The sequence below is a fragment of the Rahnella sikkimica genome, from assembly GCF_002951615.1.
Lineage (GTDB): Bacteria > Pseudomonadota > Gammaproteobacteria > Enterobacterales > Enterobacteriaceae > Rahnella > Rahnella sikkimica.
The window spans coordinates 2,977,501-2,994,541 of sequence record NZ_CP019062.1 but is presented as its reverse complement, the minus strand read 5'-3'; the positions used below and the strand labels follow the sequence as shown (position 1 = coordinate 2,994,541).

The window sequence follows — 17,041 nt, the reverse complement described above, 5'->3', positions numbered from 1 at the left end:
TATGTTAAGCTGCTGTACTAGTTCAATAGTATGGCAGCCCTCACATGACGCAACGAACACTCACTGACCCTGCTCTTTCCCAACAAGGCAATGAGGACTGGCAGTGCTTTCTGGCACTGCTACAGCAATCTTTTGCTGAAAATCTGCATCAGGATTTGTTGCAACTGCTTCTGACGCCCGACGAACGTGCGGCGCTGGGAACGCGGGTGCGCATTATTCAGGAACTGATGCGCGGAGAAATGAGCCAGCGGGAGCTGAAAAGCCAGCTGGGTGCCGGTATCGCGACGATCACCCGGGGTTCCAACGGCCTGAAAACGGCACCGGCGGAGCTGAAAGAATGGCTGGGTGAGCAGTTACTGTCAGAAAAAACGGACGACTGATGCGTCCGTTTTCGTTGGAATATCTTGTTTAAAACTCAGTGCGTCTGCGCGCGAGTCTGATACACCGGATTATGAAACGGTGCTAAAGCCAGAACCAGCGCCTGATGATATACGCTGGTGCGCGTCAGTTTACCCGCCGTAAAAATGCCAATCGCGCCGCCTTTACGTTTTACTTCCGCAATACCGGTCAGCTTCTCCATCTCATCTCCCAATTCGCTGCCCTGATTGATTCCCTGTAAAATAATTTCAGGTAACATCAGGCTTGCAGAACGGGATTCGCCGCGCTGGTGCATATTCTCAATCACCATCCAGGCGAACGTCATATTGTCTTCGATACCGGCTTCCACGCCGACCCAGAAGTCTGCTTCGGGGCGAACCTGGCGCGCACCAATAACGCGATGACGCGCACCGGTACGGGTTTCATTACTGCCGATGGGCTGATTGGGAACACCACTATCGACGTCAACGCCTTCAATGCGAAACGCCTCAGCGCCGAAAATGTCTTCAAAAGCCATGGCGATAGCTTTGATCTTTGCCGGGTTAGTGGTTGCAGCGACAACATGGTACATAGAGTTCTGGCATCCTTTAGCAAATTTCACGCAGTATAACGGAAAACACACATGTTACAGGTATATCTCGTCCGTCACGGCGAAACAGAATGGAACGCAGCGCGACGTATTCAGGGGCAGTCAGACAGCCCGCTGACGGCCAAAGGTCTTTACCAGGCCCGCCAGGTTGCTGAGCGCGTGCGCAATGAAGGGATCACTCACGTTATCACCAGTGATTTGGGGCGAACCCGTCACACCGCGCAGATTATCGCTGATGCCTGCGGCTGTGAAGTGATCAATGAACCGCGTCTGCGCGAGCTGCACATGGGCGTGCTGGAAGAGCGCGTTCTGGACGGCCTGACCGGGCAGGAAGAAATCTGGCGTAAGCAGATGGTCGATGGCACACCAGAGGGGCGTATTCCGGAAGGCGAAACCATGACGGAGCTGGCGGCGCGTATGCGTGCTGCGCTCGATAATTGCCTGCAACTGCCGCCGGGCAGTAAACCTCTGCTGGTCAGCCACGGCATTGCGCTGGGGTGTCTGATCAGTACGATTTTGGGATTGCCTGCCTATGCGGAACGCCGTCTGCGCCTGCGTAACTGTTCATTGTCGCGCGTGGATCATCAGCAAAGTGCCTGGCTGGCGAATGGCTGGATTGTTGAAACGGCGGGCGATGTATCACATCTGGATCTGCCCGCGTTAGACGAGTTACAACGCTAACGCCAGAAGGCGTTAGCGGCGGATTGGGATCAGGTAATCACACTGTATTTCTAATGGTGTCGTGCCGGGCGCACGGCCATTAGTGTAGAAGCGTTCGATATCCTGTCCCTTTCTGCGGGTCAGTTTCAGCGTTGGCAGACAGGTGCTGTACAACGTCAAAATGAACTCCTGCAAATGCTCAGGCGTGCCAGTGTAGTGGAACATGGCATACTCGCCTTCCTGCAACACAATCGGCTGACCTTCAACATTTTCCGGCAGATGAGCAGGCTCAAGTGCGGTGGTGTAAAGGACTTCCTGTTCGTCATCTTTTTCCTGGCTTGGACGTGAATGGTGCAGGCCATAAAGGATCGGTGGCAGCGTTTTCGCTTCACCAATATATTGACGCCAGAAATGACGACGCATCTCGTTACGGTACGTGGTGATTTGCTCCAGCGTACAGGCGTAACTTTGCGTCATGCCGATCAGATGCTGTTCAGGCAACACGATATATTCCGGCTGCGGCAGAATAAAGGCACCCAGACGAATTGGCGGGCAGATCCCGAAGGAATGCCAGTCTTCAGCACGACGATACAGTGCCGGAGTTTGAGCAAATTGTTTTTTGAAAGCCCGGGTAAACGTTTGTTGAGAGTCAAAACGGTACTGAAGGGCGATATCTAAAATGGGGCGACTGGTGAGGCGCAGAGCGACGGCCGCTTTTGAAAGACGACGCGCACGAATATAAGCACCGATTGCATTATTTGTGACATCTTTGAACATTCGCTGCAGGTGCCACTTGGAATAGCCGGCCTTGGCTGCGACATTGTCGAGTGACAAGGGCTGGTCTAAATGGGTTTCTAACCAGCTAAGAAGGTCACGAATGATTCCTGCTTGATCCATAGATCGTCCTCGTTGAGCTAAGATAATTCAGAGAATGTTGGGCGGCATAATAGCAACTTTTTCCTGATAAGACTTCCTAAGAATTTTTTGGCTATCTGTGCTATTTCCAGGTGTTACAGAGTATTTCATTCAGAAATTGTGAATACACGCTTTCTGAATGGGGTTTCTTTAGAAAACAACGTCATGCTTATGACGCGGAGTAACTTAATGAAAAAGTGTTGGATTTTTGTTTTTGGGATGTTTGTTTTTTGTTCTGGAGCAGCCCATGCTGAGGAAGTGGGATCGGTCGATACGGTCTTTAAGCTGTTTGGCCCGGACCACAAAATTGTCGTCGAGGCCTTTGATGATCCTGATATTAAAAATGTAACGTGTTATATCAGTCGCGCGAAAACCGGCGGGATCAAAGGCGGGTTAGGGCTGGCGGAAGACACGTCCGATGCGGCGATTTCCTGTCAGCAGGTCGGGCCAATTGATCTGAGCGATAAGATTAAACAAGGCAAAGATAAGGGAACCGTGGTCTTTCAGAAACGGACGTCTCTGGTGTTTAAAAAGCTTCAGGTCGTGCGCTTCTACGATGAGAAACGCAATGCACTTATCTATCTGAGCTACTCCGACAAAGTGGTCGATGGCTCACCTAAAAACGCGCTGAGTGCCGTGCCAATCATTCCGTGGGCGCATTCCACGCCGTAAGTTTTCGGTGGGGCTAAATGACTAAAACAAAAGGCCAGCTTTCGCTGGCCTTTGACGTTTTGTTGCATCGTCTACAGAGCGGTTGGCAACCTTCTGTATTAGTCTTCCAGATCACCACAGAAACGGTAACCTTCGCCATGAATGGTCGCGATGATTTCCGGGGTATCTGGCGTCGCTTCGAAATGTTTACGAATGCGGCGGATGGTAACGTCAACAGTACGGTCATGCGGCTTCAGTTCGCGACCGGTCATTTTCTTCAGCAGATCGCCACGGGTTTGGATTTTGCCCGGGTTTTCGCAGAAGTGCAGCATCGCGCGAAATTCGCTGCGCGGTAACTTGTATTGTTCGCCCTGCGGGCTGATCAGTGAACGGCTGTTAATGTCCAGTTCCCAACCATTGAATTTGTAGCTTTCAACCAGACGACGTTCTTCACCGGTTGTGCCCAGGTTCATCGTGCGGGACAACAGATTGCGTGCGCGGATAGTCAGTTCACGCGGGTTGAATGGCTTGGTGATGTAATCATCAGCGCCGATTTCCAGACCCAGGATTTTGTCGACTTCGTTGTCGCGGCCGGTCAGGAACATCAAAGCAACGCTGGCTTGTTCGCGTAATTCGCGTGCCAGCAGCAGGCCGTTTTTGCCTGGCAGGTTGATGTCCATGATAACCAGATTGATGTCATTTTCGGACAGAATGTGGTGCATTTCAGCGCCATCATTGGCTTCATGTACCATGTAGCCTTCTGCTTCAAAAATGCTTTTTAACGTATTACGTGTCACTAACTCGTCTTCGACGATCAGAATGTGAGGGGTCTGCATGATTGCTACCTAAGATTGCCAACAAATAGAAAATAGGAGTACAGAAGTCCTTGTTATCCCGATGAATTTTGATGCCTTCTTGGCCATCTCACTCGTTACATGACTAAAGTACGTAAACGCGTTCTCGATGCAATTTCCATCAACGACAACAACATCGCAAGCTCGGTCAGGGATTCCACTTTCTGCAGTTCCACGGGGTCCTAAAGCGGCGAACATCCTAACCCTATTAACAGCAATATAACAGCGAGTGCCGAAATTACCACCCAACAAAATTACGGTTTGTTGACATATATCAAGTTCAATTGTAGCACGGTAACAGAACAGTGAAAAACACTTACAAGAATGCACGCTTGAGTCACATTTCGGCCTTTATTGTACACGATTCAGCAATTCATTAAGAAACGAAAGATAAATGCAAAATCTGTATGTATCGCTATTATATATCCATATGAAAAATAATGATAAATTTTTCTTTAAAGTTTGCTTAACCGCGCCAGCCCCTTTTTTTCCTATCGGATAAGCTTTTCCGATAAAATAAAGGAATATATTCAGCCGACTGTTAAGTTCTTGTGAAGAATATAAGCGATGAATAGTTTTGAAATCGGATAAAATTTCATCGCTGAAAAACAGGCGGCAATTTCATTCACTCTTTGCAGAGGCGTGACATGCAACTTCATATTATTTTAGTCTCTCCGGCGCGCCCGGAAAATGTCGGCGCGGCAGCCCGCGCAATGAAAACGATGGGCTTCGCGTCATTGCGCATCGTTGACAGCGAGGCACATCTCAAGCCGGAAGCTGGCTGGGTTGCACACGGTTCGCAGGAAATCCTGCAAAATGCACTGCATTTCAATACGCTGGCCGAAGCGCTGGCCGACATCGATTTTACCGTGGCCACTACCGCACGCAGCCGCGCGCGTTTTCACTATTACTGCACGCCGCAGGAATTGCAGGTTCAGCTCGAAGAGAAAAGTGACTGGATAAACCACGCGGCGCTGGTGTTCGGGCGTGAAGATTCCGGGCTGACCAACGAAGAGCTGGAACTTGCCGACGTTCTGACCGGTGTTCCGATGGTGGCGGATTACCCGTCGCTGAATCTGGGCCAGGCGGTGATGGTTTTCTGTTATCAGTTGTCGGCACTGAATCAGGTGACGTCGGCGAAAGCGGAAAATGCGCAGGAAGGACAGCTGTCTGCGCTGCGTGGCAGAGTGGATCGTTTGCTGGAAAATGTCGGTGCCGGAGACGATCAAAAACTGGCCGACTGGCTGCATCAGAGGCTCGGTCTTTTGCAGCAGCGGGACGCCGCAATGCTGCACACTTTGCTCCATGACATCGAAAAAAAGCTGTCCCAATGATCTGATAAGAATACCCGCTTCACTGGTGTGATCTGCGGCATCAGGAAAATTGACCTGCAGATAACACTGGAATTAGTTTTGTATGCAGGTCATTATTCATTTAATACTGTCCGTGACTAACCGGGCAAAAACAGAAAAAAATTGACTTATTTTGCCTTATGCTTTAGCTAATAGAGGCAGACAGAGTACAAACCTAAAGACAGACAGAAAATAAAAATGCGAATCATCAGCCTGAACACAACAATTATTACCACCACCGAAACCACAGGTAACGGGGCGGGCTGACGCGTACAGGAAAAAGAAAAAAAGCCCGCACCTTAACAGTGCGGGCTTTTTTTTTACATTTAAACGAGAGCTTCAGGAGAGAACCAGAAATGCGAGTGTTGAAATTTGGCGGGACCTCGGTAGCAAACGCAGAACGCTTCTTGCGGGTTGCGGACATTATGGAAAGCAATGCGCGTCAGGGACAGGTCGCGACGGTATTATCCGCGCCTGCCAAAATTACCAACTATCTGGTTGCCATGATTGAACGGACTGTCGCCGGACAGGAAATCAAAACCATCATGAGCGACGCAGAAAACATTTTTGGTCAGCTGATCACCGGTCTTGCGGCACAGCAGCCGGGCTTTGATTTGCCGAAAGTGAAAGCGTTTGTCGATCAGGAATTCGCTCAGCTCAAACAATTGCTACACGGCATCGCGCTGCTGGGGCAATGCCCGGACAGCGTGAACGCTTCAATCATCTGTCGTGGCGAAAAACTCTCCATCGCCATTATGGAAGCCGTTTTCCTTGCAAAAGGGTTTGGCGTTACCGTCATCAACCCGGTCGAAAAACTGCTGGCTCAGGGGCACTATCTCGAATCTACCGTGGATATCAATGAATCCACCCGCCGTATCGCGGCCAGCGCCATTCCTGCCGATCACATCGTGCTGATGGCCGGTTTCACCGCGGGCAACGAGAAAGGCGAACTGGTTGTGCTGGGGCGTAACGGCTCCGATTATTCTGCAGCCGTGCTGGCGGCGTGTTTACGCGCTGACTGTTGCGAGATCTGGACTGATGTCGACGGTGTGTATACCTGCGACCCGCGTACTGTGCCGGATGCCCGTTTGCTGAAATCAATGTCGTATCAGGAAGCGATGGAGCTGTCTTACTTCGGTGCGAAAGTGCTTCACCCGCGCACCATCCTGCCGATTGCTCAGTTCCAGATCCCTTGCCTGATTAAAAACACCACTAACCCGCAAGCGCCGGGCACCCTGATTGGCAGCGAAAGCCTCGGCGACAATACGCCGGTTAAAGGCATCACTAACCTGAACAATATGGCGATGATCAACGTCTCCGGTCCGGGGATGAAAGGGATGATCGGCATGGCGGCCCGCGTTTTTGCGGTGATGTCGCGTTCCGGAATTTCCGTTGTGCTGATCACCCAGTCTTCGTCTGAATACAGCATCAGCTTCTGCGTGCCGCAAAGTGAACTGGTTCGCGCACGCAAGGCGCTGGAAGATGAGTTCTATCTTGAGCTGAAAGATGGCCTGCTTGAGCCGCTGGACGTCATGGAAAAACTGGCCGTGATTTCTGTGGTCGGCGACGGCATGCGTACACTGCGCGGCATCTCGGCAAAATTCTTCTCCGCGCTGGCACGTGCCAATATCAATATCGTCGCCATCGCGCAGGGTTCTTCTGAGCGTTCCATTTCCGTTGTGGTGAATAACGACGACGCGACCACCGGTGTTCGCGTCAGTCACCAGATGTTATTCAATACCGATCAGGTCATCGAGGTGTTTCTGATTGGCGTCGGCGGTGTCGGCGGGGCATTGATCGAACAGATCCGCCGCCAGCAGGCCTGGCTGAAAACCAAACATATCGATCTGCGCGTTTGCGGCATCGCCAATTCCCGCGCGTTGCTGACCAATGTTCACGGCATTGCGCTGGATACCTGGCAGGACGAGCTGGGCGCAGCAAAAGAGCCGCTGAACTTGGGCCGTTTGATCCGCCTGGTGAAGGAATATCACCTGCTGAACCCGGTGATTGTGGACTGTACGTCCAGTCAGGAAGTGGCGGATCAATATGCCGATTTCCTCGCAGACGGTTTCCACGTCGTCACGCCGAACAAAAAGGCCAACACCTCATCGATGAATTATTACCATCAGCTGCGCAAAGCGGCAGATGGCTCGCGCCGTAAGTTCTTGTATGACACCAACGTTGGCGCAGGTTTACCGGTTATCGAGAACCTGCAAAACCTGCTGAATGCAGGCGACGAACTGTTGCGTTTCACCGGGATCTTATCAGGATCGCTGTCCTTCATTTTCGGTAAGCTGGACGAAGGCATGTCGCTGTCTGCCGCCACTTTGCAGGCGCGCGATATGGGCTATACCGAGCCGGATCCGCGTGACGACTTGTCGGGTATGGACGTCGCCCGTAAGCTGCTTATTCTGGCGCGTGAAGCCGGTTATAAGCTGGAACTGTCGGATATCGACGTCGAATCCGTTTTGCCTGCGTCATTTGATTCAACAGGCAATGTGAATGAGTTTGTGGCTCGCCTGCCAGAGCTGGACGCCGAATTTGCGCAGCGCGTTGCGGATGCGACGGCAGCGGGTAAAGTATTGCGATACGTCGGCGCTATCGAAGAAGGGCGTTGCAAGGTAAAAATCGACGCCGTCGATGGTAATGACCCGCTTTATAAAGTAAAAAATGGTGAGAATGCGCTGGCGTTTTACAGCCGCTATTATCAGCCGTTGCCGCTGGTGTTGCGCGGTTATGGTGCCGGTAATGATGTGACGGCGGCGGGTGTGTTTGCCGATCTTTTGAGAACGCTGTCATGGAAGTTAGGAGTTTAATATGGTTAAGGTGTATGCCCCGGCTTCAATTGGGAACGTCAGCGTAGGTTTCGACGTTCTGGGCGCAGCAGTGTCTCCGGTGGATGGCACGCTTCTGGGTGATTGCGTATCGGTAGAAGCCGCCACGACATTCAGCCTGAAAAACGAAGGCAAATTTGTTTCTAAACTGCCTGACAGGATGGAAGACAATATCGTTTATCAGTGCTGGCAGCGTTTCTGTCAGGAAATCGGCAAAGATGTGCCGGTAGCGATGACGCTTGAAAAAAATATGCCGATCGGTTCCGGGCTGGGTTCCAGCGCCTGTTCGGTGGTTGCCGGTCTGATGGCAATGAACGAATTCTGCGGCAAGCCGCTCAGCGACAACAAAATGCTGGAGCTGATGGGCGAGCTGGAAGGGCGGATTTCCGGCAGCGTGCATTTTGATAACGTCGCACCGTGCTACCTGGGCGGCATTCAGCTGATGCTCGAAGAGCTGGATATCATCAGCCAGAACGTACCCAGTTTTGACGACTGGCTGTGGGTGATGGCGTATCCGGGCATCAAAGTCTCGACAGCGGAAGCGCGCGCGATTTTACCGGCGCAGTATCGCCGTCAGGATTGCATCAGCCACGGGCGGTATCTGGCGGGCTTTATTCATGCATGCCACACACAGCAACCGGCGCTGGCCGCGAAGCTGATGAAAGACGTGATTGCCGAACCTTACCGCACACGTCTTCTGCCGGGCTTTGCCGAAGCGCGCAGCGCCGCCGAAGAAATCGGTGCACTGGCTTGCGGGATTTCCGGTTCCGGCCCGACGCTGTTTGCCGTCTGCAATGACAGTGCAACCGCGAAACGTATGGCCGACTGGTTGCAGACGCACTATCTGCAAAATGACGAAGGCTTTGTTCATATTTGTCGTCTGGATACCGCTGGCGCGCGGGTATTGGGATAACTCGATAATCGACTGGAATAACTAATGAAACTGTACAACCTGAAGGATCACAACGAGCAAGTGAGTTTTGCGCAGGCCGTCAAGCAAGGTCTGGGCAAACAACAGGGATTATTCTTCCCGCTCGACCTGCCGGAATTTGAGCTGACTGAAATTGACCGCCTGCTGGAACTGGATTTTGTTACCCGCAGCACGCGTATTCTGTCGGCTTTCATCGGCGATGAAATTCCTGAAGACGAATTACATCAGCGCGTGAAAAACGCGTTTGCTTTTCCGGCACCTGTCGCAAAAGTAGAAGACGATATTGCCTGTCTGGAGCTGTTCCACGGCCCGACCCTGGCATTTAAAGATTTCGGTGGCCGCTTCATGGCGCAGATCCTGACGCAGGTATCAGGCGACCAGCCGGTGACCATTCTGACGGCGACATCCGGTGATACCGGTGCTGCCGTGGCGCACGCCTTCCACGGTATGAAAAATGTTCGTGTGGTGATTTTGTATCCGCGCGGAAAAATCAGCCCGCTTCAGGAAAAACTGTTCTGTACTCTCGGTGGCAATATTCACACCGTGGCTATCGATGGCGATTTCGATGCCTGTCAGGCGCTGGTCAAACAAGCGTTTGATGATGAAGAACTGAAACATGCGCTGAAGCTGAATTCGGCAAACTCCATCAACATCAGCCGTCTGCTGGCGCAGATTTGCTATTACTTCGAAGCCGTGGCGCAACTGCCGCAGGAAGCCCGTAATCAGCTGGTCGTTTCTGTGCCAAGCGGTAACTTTGGTGATCTGACGGCCGGTCTGCTGGCGAAATCACTCGGCCTGCCGGTGAAGCGTTTCATCGCGGCCACCAACGCCAATGACACCGTGCCGCGTTTCCTGAGTAACGGTGAATGGGATCCGAAGAAAACTGTCGCGACGCTGTCGAACGCCATGGACGTCAGTCAGCCAAACAACTGGCCGCGCGTGGAAGAACTGTATCGCCGTAAAATCTGGCAGCTGAAAGATCTCGGTTTTGGTGCGGTGAGCGATGACACCACGGAAGACGCGATGCGCGAGCTGGCGAATATCGGTTACATCTCTGAACCGCATGCTGCGATTGCTTATCGCGTTTTGCGTGACCAGTTGCAACCGGGCGAATTCGGCCTGTTTATCGGTACGGCGCATCCGGCGAAGTTCAAAGAAAGCGTGGAAGCGATTTTGGATCAGGACATCGGCTTGCCGAAAGAGCTGGCGGATCGCGCTGACCTGCCTCTGCTGTCGCACAACCTGCCAGCCGATTTCAGCGAAATGCGCGCATTCCTGATGGCGCTGCCTGAATAAAATTCGGGGCCTCTGAAACGCAAAAGCCCTCTTCGTGAGGGCTTTTTTACGGGCATGGAAAGAGAAATCAGCGTTCAGGGCGCGTAAAGACCAGCTCGTTGCCCTGCGAGCGTGACTCGTCAAAGGCATAACCTTCCAGATTGAAATCCTGCAATTGCTTCGCCTTGTCCAGACGCTCTTTGATGATAAAACGGCTCATCAGCCCGCGCGCTTTCTTCGCGTAGAAGCTGATGACTTTGTATTTGCCATTTTTCTCATCAAGGAAAACAGGTTTGATGATTTCGCCATCCAGCAGTTTAGGTTTTACCGCTTTGAAATATTCGTCGGAGGCCAGATTTACCAACACTTTGCTTTTTTGTTCGCTCAGAAGTTGGTTGAGCTTTTCCGTTAACAGCTCACCCCAGAAGGCGTAAAGATTAATGCCCTGCGGGTTTTCCAGCCGGATGCCCATTTCCAGACGATACGGCATCATCAGATCCAGCGGGCGCAGCAAGCCATATAAACCGGACAACATGCGTAAATGTTTCTGCGCAAAATCGAAATCTTTCTCGCTAAAATCTTCGGCCTGCAGGCCGGTATAAACGTCACCTTTGAACGCCAGTAATGCCTGACGTGCATTTTCCGGCGTGAAATCCGGCTGCCAGTCATTGAAGCGCTCGGCGTTCAGATGGGCCAGTTTATCGCTGATCCCCATCAGTGAAGAAATCTGCGCAGGCGACATTTTACGCGCCACGGTGATCAGCTGAGCCGATTTATCCAGCAACTCAGGTTGGGTATAGCGCGTTGTCGCAAGCGGGCTTTCGTAATCGAGCGTTTTGGCAGGTGAAATAATGGTCAGCATAGTCTCGTCCGTTTGTCAGTGACGCTTCAAATTTGGGTTTTTTTCGTTGCACTACTGTAGCAAAAAAGCCGCTTCTGGGGAGCCATGATATCGATAGGTGGAAGCTTACCGGTCAGCGCCGGGACGGTTCTTATCCCAAATCCCTGGCTCCAGCTGGCCGCGCAATTCCGGGAAATGGTCGGGATTAAACACCGGGATTTTCCCCATGCGCTGCTGACGTTCGTAGTCCTTAACCACTTTGACCGCCACGCCCGAAAGCAGCAGAAGCGCCGTCAGGTTCAATATCGCCATCAGCGCCATAAAAATATCCGCCAGTTTCCAGACGATATGCAGTTCCATCAGACAGCCGCAGAACACCATTCCGATAACCATCAGGCGGAAAACCAGTAACTTATACGGCGCCGCGCGGTGGACAAAACTCAGGTTGTTTTCCGCATACGCGTAGTTGCCTGAGATCGACGTAAAGGCAAAAGAAAACACCAGTATGGCGAGCACGATATGGCTCCATCCGCCCGTCGCAGGCGTGATGGCCTGCTGCAATAAGCGGATACCAAAAGGCGCGTCCGGCTGATCAAGCACGCCGGACGTCAGCACAATCAGCGCCGTGGCGGAGCAAATCACCACGGTATCGATTAAAACGGCAAACATCTGGTTGAAGCCCATGGTGGCGGGATGGCTGACCGACGCCATCGCCGCCGCATTCGGTGAGGAACCCACGCCCGCTTCACTGGCAAATACGCCACGCTGCATGCCCTGAGTTACTGCCTGCGTCACGCCATAAGCCAGCGCGCCAGAGGCGGCCTCCTGCAAGCCGAAAGCGCTTTTGAAGATCAGCGCGATAACCTGCGGCAGTTTTTCGATGTTATGGCCGATGACCCAAATTGCCAGCAACAGGTACGCAAAAGCCATCAGCGGAACCAGCCATTTGGAAAGCCAGATAACGGAACGTATGCCGCCAAAAACCAGCACGGCGGTCAGCGTGGCCAAAATACTGGCGGTGGTGAGAGGGGGAACATTCAGCAAATGAAAAGAGGCCTGAGCAATGGAATTGGCCTGTAACGCACTGAAAACAAAGCCACAGGAGACAACCATCAGGAAGGAAAACAGAATGCCCATCCAGCGCATCCCCAATCCCTTCTCCATGTAATCCGCCGGACCGCCGCGAAATTTACCGCGTTCTCCTGCGCCTTTGTATATCTGCGCCAGCGTGTTTTCAATCAGCGCGGTTGCCATGCTGAAAACGGCAATCACCCACATCCAGAAAATCGCGCCCGGCCCGCCGAGGGTAATGGCTATCGCCACGCCGGTCAGGTTACCGGTACCAATACGCGAGGACAAACTCAGGCACAGCGCGCCCCACGCCGGCATTCCACGCGGATCGCGGCCAGACTTAAAAAGGGTCGGGGAGAACAGATGCCTGAAACGACGAAACTGGATGAAACTCAGACGAACGGTGAGGTAAATGCCGGTGCCAAACAGCAGATAAATCAGGATCGAACTCCAGAGAATGGTGTCGAAAAAATCCAGCAGATCACTCATGAATTATCCTTGGTTGATTAACCCTTCATTTTTTTAGTTGTTCGCTCAGAGGGCTAGGCCACTTTGGCTGGCTAACATACCTTTTTTATTGAAACGGGGACATATCCAATTTGGCTGATTTTGTGTGTTTTGGAAGGTGGGGAATCCATAGATGTTCGTAGCCGAGCATGCCGCGATAAGCGCCTTGCGCATGGCTTTTTGCATGTTATCATCAGCCAAAGGCAAGGCATGAAAATGCCTATACGAAAACGTCCAAACGATGAGATATGCCAAAATGACCGATAAACTGACTTCCCTACGCCAAATGACTCAGGTTGTTGCTGACACCGGAGACATCGCGGCAATGAAGTTGTACCAGCCGCAGGATGCGACCACTAACCCGTCACTGATCCTCAGCGCTGCGCAAATTCCTGAATACCGTAAACTGATCGACGAAGCCATCGCCTGGGCACGTGACCAGAGCAGCGATCACGATCAGCAGATCACTGATGCCGCTGACAAACTGGCTGTTAACATCGGTCTGGAAATCCTGAAACTGGTTCCGGGCCGTATTTCGACTGAAGTTGACGCGCGTCTTTCTTACGACACTGATGCGAGCGTGGCGAAAGCGAAACACCTGATCAAGCTGTACAACGATGCGGGCATCAGCAACGACCGTATCCTGATCAAACTGGCGTCTACCTGGCAGGGTATCCGCGCAGCGGAAAAACTGGAAAAAGAAGGCATCAACTGTAACCTGACGCTGCTGTTCTCCTTCGCTCAGGCGCGTGCATGTGCAGAAGCGGGTGTATTCCTGATTTCTCCCTTCGTTGGCCGTATCCTCGACTGGTACAAAGCCAATGGCGACAAAAAAGAGTTCGCACCGCATGAAGATCCGGGCGTTGTGTCCGTGACCGAAATCTACGAATACTACAAACAACACGGCTACGAAACTGTCGTGATGGGCGCAAGCTTCCGTAACATCGGCGAAATCATTGAACTGGCTGGCTGTGACCGTCTGACCATCGCACCTGCACTGCTGAAAGAGCTGGCAGAAAGCGAAGGTCCGCTGGAACGCAAACTGTCCTTCTCTGGCGAAACCAGGCCACGTCCTGCGCCACTGACCGAAGCTCAGTTCTACTGGGACCACAATCAGGATCCAATGGCGATCGACAAACTGGCAGATGGCATCCGTAAGTTTGCAATCGATCAGGGCAAACTGGAAAAAATGATTTCTGACCTGCTGTAATCAGCACTCAGTTTTCGACAAAAAGCGGCAAATCAGCCGCTTTTTTTGTGTCTGCGATAAAACCTCTGCACCGTTATCGATATAATAAGAATTATTGAGAGCATATTTTGTCACGGAGAAATGGCATGGATAATTTGCGAATTGGTCTGGTATCGGTGTCAGACCGTGCGTCGGGTGGGGTGTATCAGGACAAAGGTATTCCGGCGCTGGAAGAATGGCTGGAAAAAGCGCTCATCACGCCCTTCAAGCTGGAAACCCGGCTTATTCCGGATGAACAGCCTCTGATTGAACAGGCGATCAGCGAGCTGGTCGATGAGAGCGGCTGTCATCTTGTGCTGACCACCGGCGGAACCGGCCCGGCGCGCCGCGATGTGACACCGGACGCCACGCTGGCCATCGCCGATCGTGAGATGCCGGGCTTTGGTGAACAGATGCGTCAGATCAGCCTGCACTTTGTCCCGACGGCAATTTTATCGCGTCAGGTCGGCGTGATCCGCAAACAGGCGCTGATCCTCAACCTGCCGGGACAACCCAAATCCATTCAGGAAACCCTGGAAGGGCTGAAAGATGCGGAGGGCAAAGTGATCGTCTCCGGTATTTTCGCCAGCGTGCCTTACTGCATCCAGTTGCTGGACGGGCCGTATATCGAAACGCACGACCACGTGGTAGCAGCTTTTCGTCCAAAAAGTGCCCGTCGCGACACAAAAAACTGAATACGCTTTGTTTTTGAAATAAGATTCAGGCGCTCTGGTGTGAAAAATATTTGCCGCTATAGTAATAATTACTTTACAGAAAGCGGCAAAAACCGTTTCCATTTTCACTCTGGTGTCACACGGACTCTTATGCAACACGCACAATCGCGCCGGCTGGACCGGCAAGACTTCAAAACGCTTTCCCTGGCTGCGCTGGGCGGCGCGCTCGAATTCTACGATTTCATTATTTTCGTCTTCTTTGCTGCCGTCATTGGCGATCTCTTCTTCCCGGCTGATATGCCCGACTGGCTGCGTCAGGTGCAGACCTTCGGCATTTTTGCCGCCGGTTATCTGGCGCGTCCGCTGGGCGGCATCATCATGGCGCACTTTGGAGATCTGGTTGGCCGCAAGCGTATGTTCAGCCTGAGTATATTGCTGATGGCGTTACCGACGCTGGCGATGGGGCTGTTGCCGACCTATGCCTCGATTGGCATTGCTGCGCCGTTATTACTGTTGCTGATGCGTATTTTGCAGGGCGCAGCGATTGGCGGTGAAGTACCGGGAGCCTGGGTTTTTGTAGCAGAACACGTTCCCCGTAACCGTATAGGTTTTGCCTGCGGAACGCTGACTGCTGGCCTGACGATGGGGATCCTGCTGGGTTCTCTGGTGGCAACTTTACTGAACACCAGCATGACGCCTGCCACCATCAGCCAGTACGGCTGGCGCATCCCGTTCTTCATCGGCGGGGTCTTCGGTTTAATCGCCATGTATCTGCGCCGCTGGTTGCAGGAAACGCCGGTCTTTATCGAGATGAAAGCGCACAAGGCGCTGGCAGAAGAATTGCCGCTCAAAGCCGTTGTCGCGAATCATAAAAAAGAAATCGTGGTGTCGATGCTGATGACCTGGTTGCTGTCCGCGGGGATCGTAGTCGTCATTCTGATGACGCCGACGTGGCTGCAAAAACAGTTTGGCATTCCGGCGGCAGCGGCGTTGCAGGCAAACTGCCTCGCTACCGTTGCACTGATGTTCGGCTGCATTATTTCGGGCAGCGTTGTGGATCGTCTGGGTGCGAGTAAAACGTTCATTATCGGCAGCCTGTTCCTCGGTATTTGCAGCTGGTCTTTCTATCACATGGTGGCGGCTGACCCGTCTGTGCTGATGGGGATGTACGCGCTGGCGGGCTTAAGCGTGGGGATCGTTGGCGCGGTGCCGTATGTCATGGTGCGGGCGTTCCCGGCGGAAGTGCGGTTTACGGGGATTTCATTCTCTTACAATGTGGCCTACGCCATTTTCGGTGGGCTGACGCCGGTGTTTGTGACGCTCATTATGCGCCTGACGCCTATGGCTCCGGCTTATTACGTACTGGCATTGTCGGTGATTGGTTTACTGACCGGCATCTATCTGAGCCGTGATCTGAACAGCGAAACTGCCCGTGATGCTAAATTTGCAGAACGCGCCGCTTCTGGCCAGTAAGTTTCAGTTTCTTACATCAAAAAAAAGCCCCGGATGATTAACGGGGCTTTTTCGTCTCAAACGCTGCGCGTTACGCTGTTACAGCATTCACATCACGCGCGTGGCTTTTCGGTTCGCCAATCGGCAAAACGGTACGGCCATACTGCTCGTTGAGCACTTCGGCCATCGCCAGATAAATCGCGCTGGCACCGCAGAAGATGCCTTCAAAACCTGCAAAATGCAGAACTGCCGTATTGCCGGTCATGTTGCCGAAACACAGCAGGGCAAACAAAATGGTCAGGCTGCCGAAAACGACCTGTAAACCACGGTTTGCTTTCAACGTGCCAAAAAACATGAAGAGAGTGAAAACGCCCCAGATGCCCAGATAAGCGCCCAGGAAACTTTCGCTGCTGGCATCCGCCATGCCCATGCGCGGCAGCATCAGAATACCGACCAGGCTCAGCCAGAACGCACCGTAGGAGGTGAACGCCGTGGTGCCGAAGGTATTCCCTTTTTTAAATTCCATCATCCCTGCAAGAATTTGAATCAGACCACCATAAAAAATACCCATACTGACAATGACTGCGGTCAGCGGGAAAAAGCCTGCGTTGTGTAAATTCAATAAGATAGTAGTCATACCAAATCCCATTAACCCGAGCGGGCCTGGATTTGCCAACGTTTTGGTCTGCATAGATCCTCTGTATCAGAATTATTATTAATTGATAATCGGGGGAAGAAACGCTTGGAAATGGGTAAAAAAGCCGCATATCTTTGGAAGCGCGCGGCATCATAAGGAGGGTTGCGTCAGTAAACATTGATCTGGCGTAAC

The 17,041-nt window shown here is 52.4% G+C and carries 17 protein-coding genes and 1 other annotated feature; of the genes, 11 read left to right on the top strand and 6 right to left on the bottom strand.

Features of this window, described 5'->3' with window-relative positions; all coding sequences use genetic code 11:
• The first annotated feature begins 44 nt into the window (after positions 1–44).
• On the top strand, positions 45–380 hold the full coding sequence (gene trpR, locus BV494_RS13840; RefSeq protein ID WP_104923402.1) for a trp operon repressor: 336 nt from the start codon (positions 45–47) through the stop codon (positions 378–380).
• Positions 381–415: 35 nt separating this feature from the next.
• On the opposite strand, the gene yjjX is transcribed toward trpR, so the two are convergent.
• Positions 416–949 (bottom strand): inosine/xanthosine triphosphatase, encoded by a 534-nt coding sequence (gene yjjX / locus BV494_RS13835; RefSeq protein WP_047609789.1) that lies wholly within the window; start codon positions 947–949, stop codon positions 416–418.
• A gap of 51 nt (positions 950–1,000) precedes the next feature.
• On the opposite strand from yjjX, the gene gpmB reads away from it, so the two are divergent.
• Positions 1,001–1,648, top strand: coding sequence for a 2,3-diphosphoglycerate-dependent phosphoglycerate mutase GpmB (gene gpmB / locus BV494_RS13830; RefSeq protein WP_104923401.1), 648 nt, complete (start codon positions 1,001–1,003; stop codon positions 1,646–1,648).
• Positions 1,649–1,660: 12 nt separating this feature from the next.
• Here gpmB and robA read toward each other — a convergent pair whose 3' ends face one another.
• The gene (gene robA / locus BV494_RS13825) at positions 1,661–2,524 is read right to left on the bottom strand and encodes an MDR efflux pump AcrAB transcriptional activator RobA (RefSeq protein ID WP_104923400.1); all 864 of its coding nucleotides are present in this window, start codon (positions 2,522–2,524) and stop codon (positions 1,661–1,663) included.
• Positions 2,525–2,731: 207 nt separating this feature from the next.
• Between robA and creA the strand changes: the two genes are divergently transcribed.
• Complete coding sequence (creA, locus tag BV494_RS13820) at positions 2,732–3,214, top strand: protein CreA (RefSeq protein WP_104923399.1); 483 nt, start codon at positions 2,732–2,734, stop codon at positions 3,212–3,214.
• Between the two features lie 98 nt (positions 3,215–3,312).
• Here creA and arcA read toward each other — a convergent pair whose 3' ends face one another.
• Positions 3,313–4,029 (bottom strand): two-component system response regulator ArcA, encoded by a 717-nt coding sequence (arcA, locus tag BV494_RS13815; protein WP_013577079.1) that lies wholly within the window; start codon positions 4,027–4,029, stop codon positions 3,313–3,315.
• Between the two features lie 665 nt (positions 4,030–4,694).
• Here arcA and BV494_RS13810 point away from each other — a divergent pair.
• The 5 genes from BV494_RS13810 (at position 4,695) to thrC (ending at position 10,460) form a co-directional block, all read left to right on the top strand.
• Entirely contained in the window at positions 4,695–5,381 is a 687-nt protein-coding gene (locus tag BV494_RS13810) for a tRNA/rRNA methyltransferase (protein ID WP_104923398.1), read from the top strand.
• A 216-nt stretch (positions 5,382–5,597) separates the two neighbouring features.
• Positions 5,598–5,666, top strand: a complete 69-nt coding sequence (thrL, locus tag BV494_RS13805) for a thr operon leader peptide (RefSeq protein ID WP_104924803.1) — start codon at positions 5,598–5,600, stop codon at positions 5,664–5,666.
• Positions 5,605–5,721 (top strand) — a sequence feature (Thr leader region). Its footprint overlaps the gene before it by 62 nt.
• A 34-nt stretch (positions 5,722–5,755) precedes the next feature.
• Complete coding sequence (gene thrA, locus BV494_RS13800) at positions 5,756–8,215, top strand: bifunctional aspartate kinase/homoserine dehydrogenase I (protein ID WP_104923397.1); 2,460 nt, start codon at positions 5,756–5,758, stop codon at positions 8,213–8,215.
• Between the two features lies 1 nt (position 8,216).
• On the top strand, positions 8,217–9,146 hold the full coding sequence (thrB, locus tag BV494_RS13795; protein WP_104923396.1) for a homoserine kinase: 930 nt from the start codon (positions 8,217–8,219) through the stop codon (positions 9,144–9,146).
• Positions 9,147–9,170: 24 nt separating this feature from the next.
• Positions 9,171–10,460: a threonine synthase gene (gene thrC / locus BV494_RS13790; RefSeq protein WP_104923395.1), complete on the top strand. Its 1,290-nt coding sequence runs from the start codon at positions 9,171–9,173 to the stop codon at positions 10,458–10,460.
• A 67-nt stretch (positions 10,461–10,527) separates the two neighbouring features.
• Here thrC and yaaA read toward each other — a convergent pair whose 3' ends face one another.
• Together yaaA and BV494_RS13780 are read right to left on the bottom strand one after the other, a co-directional pair.
• The gene (gene yaaA / locus BV494_RS13785) at positions 10,528–11,301 is read right to left on the bottom strand and encodes a peroxide stress protein YaaA (RefSeq protein ID WP_104923394.1); all 774 of its coding nucleotides are present in this window, start codon (positions 11,299–11,301) and stop codon (positions 10,528–10,530) included.
• Positions 11,302–11,406: 105 nt separating this feature from the next.
• Positions 11,407–12,840, bottom strand: coding sequence for an alanine/glycine:cation symporter family protein (locus BV494_RS13780; protein WP_104923393.1), 1,434 nt, complete (start codon positions 12,838–12,840; stop codon positions 11,407–11,409).
• Between the two features lie 274 nt (positions 12,841–13,114).
• Between BV494_RS13780 and tal the strand changes: the two genes are divergently transcribed.
• The 3 genes from tal (at position 13,115) to BV494_RS13765 (ending at position 16,233) form a co-directional block, all read left to right on the top strand.
• Positions 13,115–14,068: a transaldolase gene (tal, locus tag BV494_RS13775; protein ID WP_104924802.1), complete on the top strand. Its 954-nt coding sequence runs from the start codon at positions 13,115–13,117 to the stop codon at positions 14,066–14,068.
• A 125-nt stretch (positions 14,069–14,193) separates the two neighbouring features.
• Complete coding sequence (gene mog, locus BV494_RS13770; RefSeq protein WP_104923392.1) at positions 14,194–14,781, top strand: molybdopterin adenylyltransferase; 588 nt, start codon at positions 14,194–14,196, stop codon at positions 14,779–14,781.
• Between the two features lie 129 nt (positions 14,782–14,910).
• Positions 14,911–16,233, top strand: coding sequence for an MFS transporter (locus tag BV494_RS13765; protein ID WP_104923391.1), 1,323 nt, complete (start codon positions 14,911–14,913; stop codon positions 16,231–16,233).
• Between the two features lie 70 nt (positions 16,234–16,303).
• Here BV494_RS13765 and satP read toward each other — a convergent pair whose 3' ends face one another.
• Positions 16,304–16,903 (bottom strand): acetate uptake transporter, encoded by a 600-nt coding sequence (gene satP, locus BV494_RS13760; RefSeq protein ID WP_104923390.1) that lies wholly within the window; start codon positions 16,901–16,903, stop codon positions 16,304–16,306.
• Positions 16,904–17,041: the final 138 nt, after the last annotated feature.